This window comes from Pseudomonas sp. V98_8, assembly GCF_029967975.1.
GTDB classification, from domain to species: domain Bacteria; phylum Pseudomonadota; class Gammaproteobacteria; order Pseudomonadales; family Pseudomonadaceae; genus Aquipseudomonas; species Aquipseudomonas umsongensis.
Genome location: NZ_JASCAE010000016.1, coordinates 1 through 3113, shown reverse-complemented (window position 1 = coordinate 3113; position 3113 = coordinate 1). Strand labels below are relative to the sequence as shown.

General features: G+C 62.7%; 2 protein-coding genes. One reads left to right on the top strand and one right to left on the bottom strand.

Annotated elements, in window-relative coordinates; translation table 11 throughout:
- Positions 1-114: 114 nt before the first annotated feature.
- A complete protein-coding gene (locus QLG10_RS07850) occupies positions 115-1770 on the bottom strand; it encodes an FAD-dependent oxidoreductase (protein WP_349016951.1) in 1656 nt (551 codons plus the stop codon).
- 43 nt (positions 1771-1813) lie between these two features.
- Here QLG10_RS07850 and QLG10_RS07845 point away from each other — a divergent pair, with 43 nt between their 5' ends.
- Positions 1814-2905 carry a DUF1615 domain-containing protein gene (locus QLG10_RS07845; RefSeq protein ID WP_110746582.1) on the top strand — a complete coding sequence of 364 codons (1092 nt, stop codon included), beginning with the start codon at positions 1814-1816 and terminating at the stop codon, positions 2903-2905.
- Positions 2906-3113 lie beyond the last annotated feature (208 nt).

The window sequence follows — 3113 nt, the reverse complement described above, 5'->3', positions numbered from 1 at the left end:
AAGAGCCCTTGGTTACTTGGGGCTTTTCCAAGTGACTCGCCGTAAGGGCGAAACCCTAGGTGACCGTTACCGCAGCAACGGATATACACCCAATCCAAATACCCCAACCTAAAATCAGGGCGCGCCAAAGTACGGTCGGATCCCGCGGTCGCGAAAGTACCGTTCGATCACCTTCGGGTCCGAACAGGTTTCGGCAATCGCCACGTACGTATCCGGCCGCAGCAGGTAGAACCCGTTGCGCCCAAGGCCGGCCGCTTCGAATGCCGGGCGCCAGCCGAACACATGCAGTGGCAGATGGTGCTCGTGGCACCAGGCGATCATCTCGTCGCTGGTGTCGCCATACACATGTACCTGCCAGGTCGGGCATTTGAGCGATTCAAAATTGTCACCTTCACCGTCGTGCGCCCAGGGCAGGCGGTCGCCACCATGCACCTGCCCGGCAACGCCTGTGCTCAAGGGCATGGCGCGATAGTTCAGGGTGATTTGCGACACGGTGCGGAACAGGAATTCGCGGGTGGTTTCGAACGAGGCCATTTTCGGAATCAGCAAGGGCGCCAGCCGCGTGCGCAACACATCCGCCATGGGCCCCTCGGCGGTGACAAACGTGAACACCCGGTCGGTGGTAGCCACCAGCTTGCGGGCAAAGGCGATGCGTTCGGTTTCGTAGGTGTCGAGCAATTTCGCCTCGGCGCCGCCGCTCAGTACCGCCGCGAGTTTCCAGGCCAGGTTGATGGCATCGCCAATCCCGGTGTTCATGCCCTGGCCTCCCGCGGGGCTGTGCACGTGGGCGGCGTCGCCCAACAGGAAGGTGCGCGCGCTGCGAAAGTGATCCGCCACCCGATGATGCACGCGGTAGGTCGAGAACCAGTTCAGTTGTTCGACCTTGACCTGCATATGCTCGATGGCCCGACTGCTTACGTCCTCAAATTGCAGGGTTTGCGCCTGTTCGGCGCGTTCGTCGCGCACGGTGCCGATCAAGCGTGCTCGGCCGCTGCCAGCCAATGGGAATACCGCGAGGAAATCCGCCTCATCCAGGTCCACATGCAGTTCGCCATTGAACGCCGGGCCGCTGGCTTGCACGTCGGCGACGTAGAAAACCTGCTGGTAGGTGCCGCCTGGAAAACCGGTGTCCAGGGTCTTGCGCACGATAGAGCGGGCGCCGTCGCAACCGGCCAGGTAGCAGGCCTGGCAAGTTTCCTGTTGGCCGTCGGGCAGGCGCAGCGTGGCGCTGATGCCGTCATCGGTTTGCTCGAAACCAGCGAGCTCGGTGTTGCGTTCCACCGTGATGCCGAAGGTTTGCAGGCGATCGATCAGCAGCCGCTCGTGTTCGTCCTGCGGGAATATTTCGAGGAAGGCGTAGGGCGTCAGGCCTTCACCCACCCGGTTCAACGGCAGGCGCGCCACGGGCTGGCCTTTTACCCAGAAATTGGCGGCCGCGACCTGATGACCGTCGCGCACGATGGCGTCGGCCAGGTCCAGCTGGCGATACAGCTCCAGCGTGCGCGCCTGCACCGCCAGTGCCCGTGAAGTGGTACCCGGTGCAGAAGTCTTGTCGACGATCCGCACGCGAACCCCCAGTTTGCTCAGCCATAGCGCCAGCACCAACCCCGTCGGGCCGGCGCCGATGATCAACACATCGCTACGCTGCATGACCCCGTCCTCTTGCCGTGTGCTGCAAGTATGGTCCAGCCTTGCGCTGCGGCCAGCGTTTTTCATCGGCACCTGAGGAACAGCCGGGTTCGCGCCACGGTCATAGCCTGCGCCATGCATTGGTCGTATGGTTAACCCGGTTCAACGAACGCCCTGGAGCAACATGCAAGCCCATCGATTGATCATGAGCATCACCGCGTTACTGGTGGTGGCCGGTTGCAGCAGTCAGCGGCCCCAGGAACCCGCGGCGCGCAAGCCCGCCGAGGTCAAGGCGCAAATCGTGCGCTTGCTGCCGGCCAAAACCGTCGACCGCGAAGGGTGGGCCACGGACATCTACGCCGCGTTTGCCGCGCAGAACATTGCGCCGACCACGCAAAACCTCTGTTCGGTGCTGGCGGTCACCGAGCAGGAGTCGACTTTCCAGGTGGATCCCGGCGTGCCGGGGCTGGGCAAGATCGCCCGGGACGAGATCGATCGCCGGGCGGCCAAGGCGCATATCCCCCAACTGTTGGTCAGCGGTGCACTGCGGGTGAGTTCGCCCAACGGCAAAACCTACAGCGACCGGCTGAATGCCGCCCGCAGTGAAAAGGAACTGAGCGCGATTTTCGATGACTTCATTGGCATGGTGCCCATGGGCAAGACCCTGTTCGCAGGCTTCAACCCGGTACACACCGGCGGGCCGATGCAGGTCAGCATCGACTTTGCCGAACAGCATGCCAAAAGCTATCCGTATCCGGTGGAAGGTTCGATACGGCGTGAAGTCTTTACCCGCCGCGGCGGCATGTACTTCGGCATCGCGCATCTGCTCGGTTATCCGGTGAGCTACAAGCAGCCGTTGTACCGCTTCGCCGATTTCAATGCCGGTTGGTACGCCAGTCGCAATGCTGGCTTCCAGAACGCCGTGAGCCGGGCCTCGGGCATCCCGCTCGCGCTGGATGGCGACCTGGTCCGCTACGGTTCGATCATGCCTGGCACCACGGAGCTGGCGGTGCGCACCTTGGGCAAGCAGCTGGGCATGCGCAATCCGACGATCAGGGATCAACTGGAGGAGGGCAATACGCTGGCGTTCGAGGACAGCGAGCTCTATCAGCGGGTTTTCGCCTTGGCTGAACAGGCCGAAGGTCGTTCCCTGCCGCGCGCGGTACTGCCGGGGATCGTGCTGCAAAGCCCGAAAATCACCCGCAAGCTCACCACTGCCTGGTTTGCCAAGCGGGTCGATGAGCGTTACCAGCGCTGCATGGCGCGGGCAGGCTGAAGATATTGGCGAACGACCGGACGCTGTATGACTTTCGAGTTTTAACAGGCATGAAAAAGCCCGGCTGATCAGGCCGGGCTTTTTGTGATCGCGGTGAAGCGAAAGGGTCAGGCGACAGTGTTGCCTTGCAGGCGGTCGGAGCCATCGGCGGCAACGGTGTTGCCTTGCAGGCGGTCGGAGCCATCGGCGGCGACGGTGTTGCCTTGCA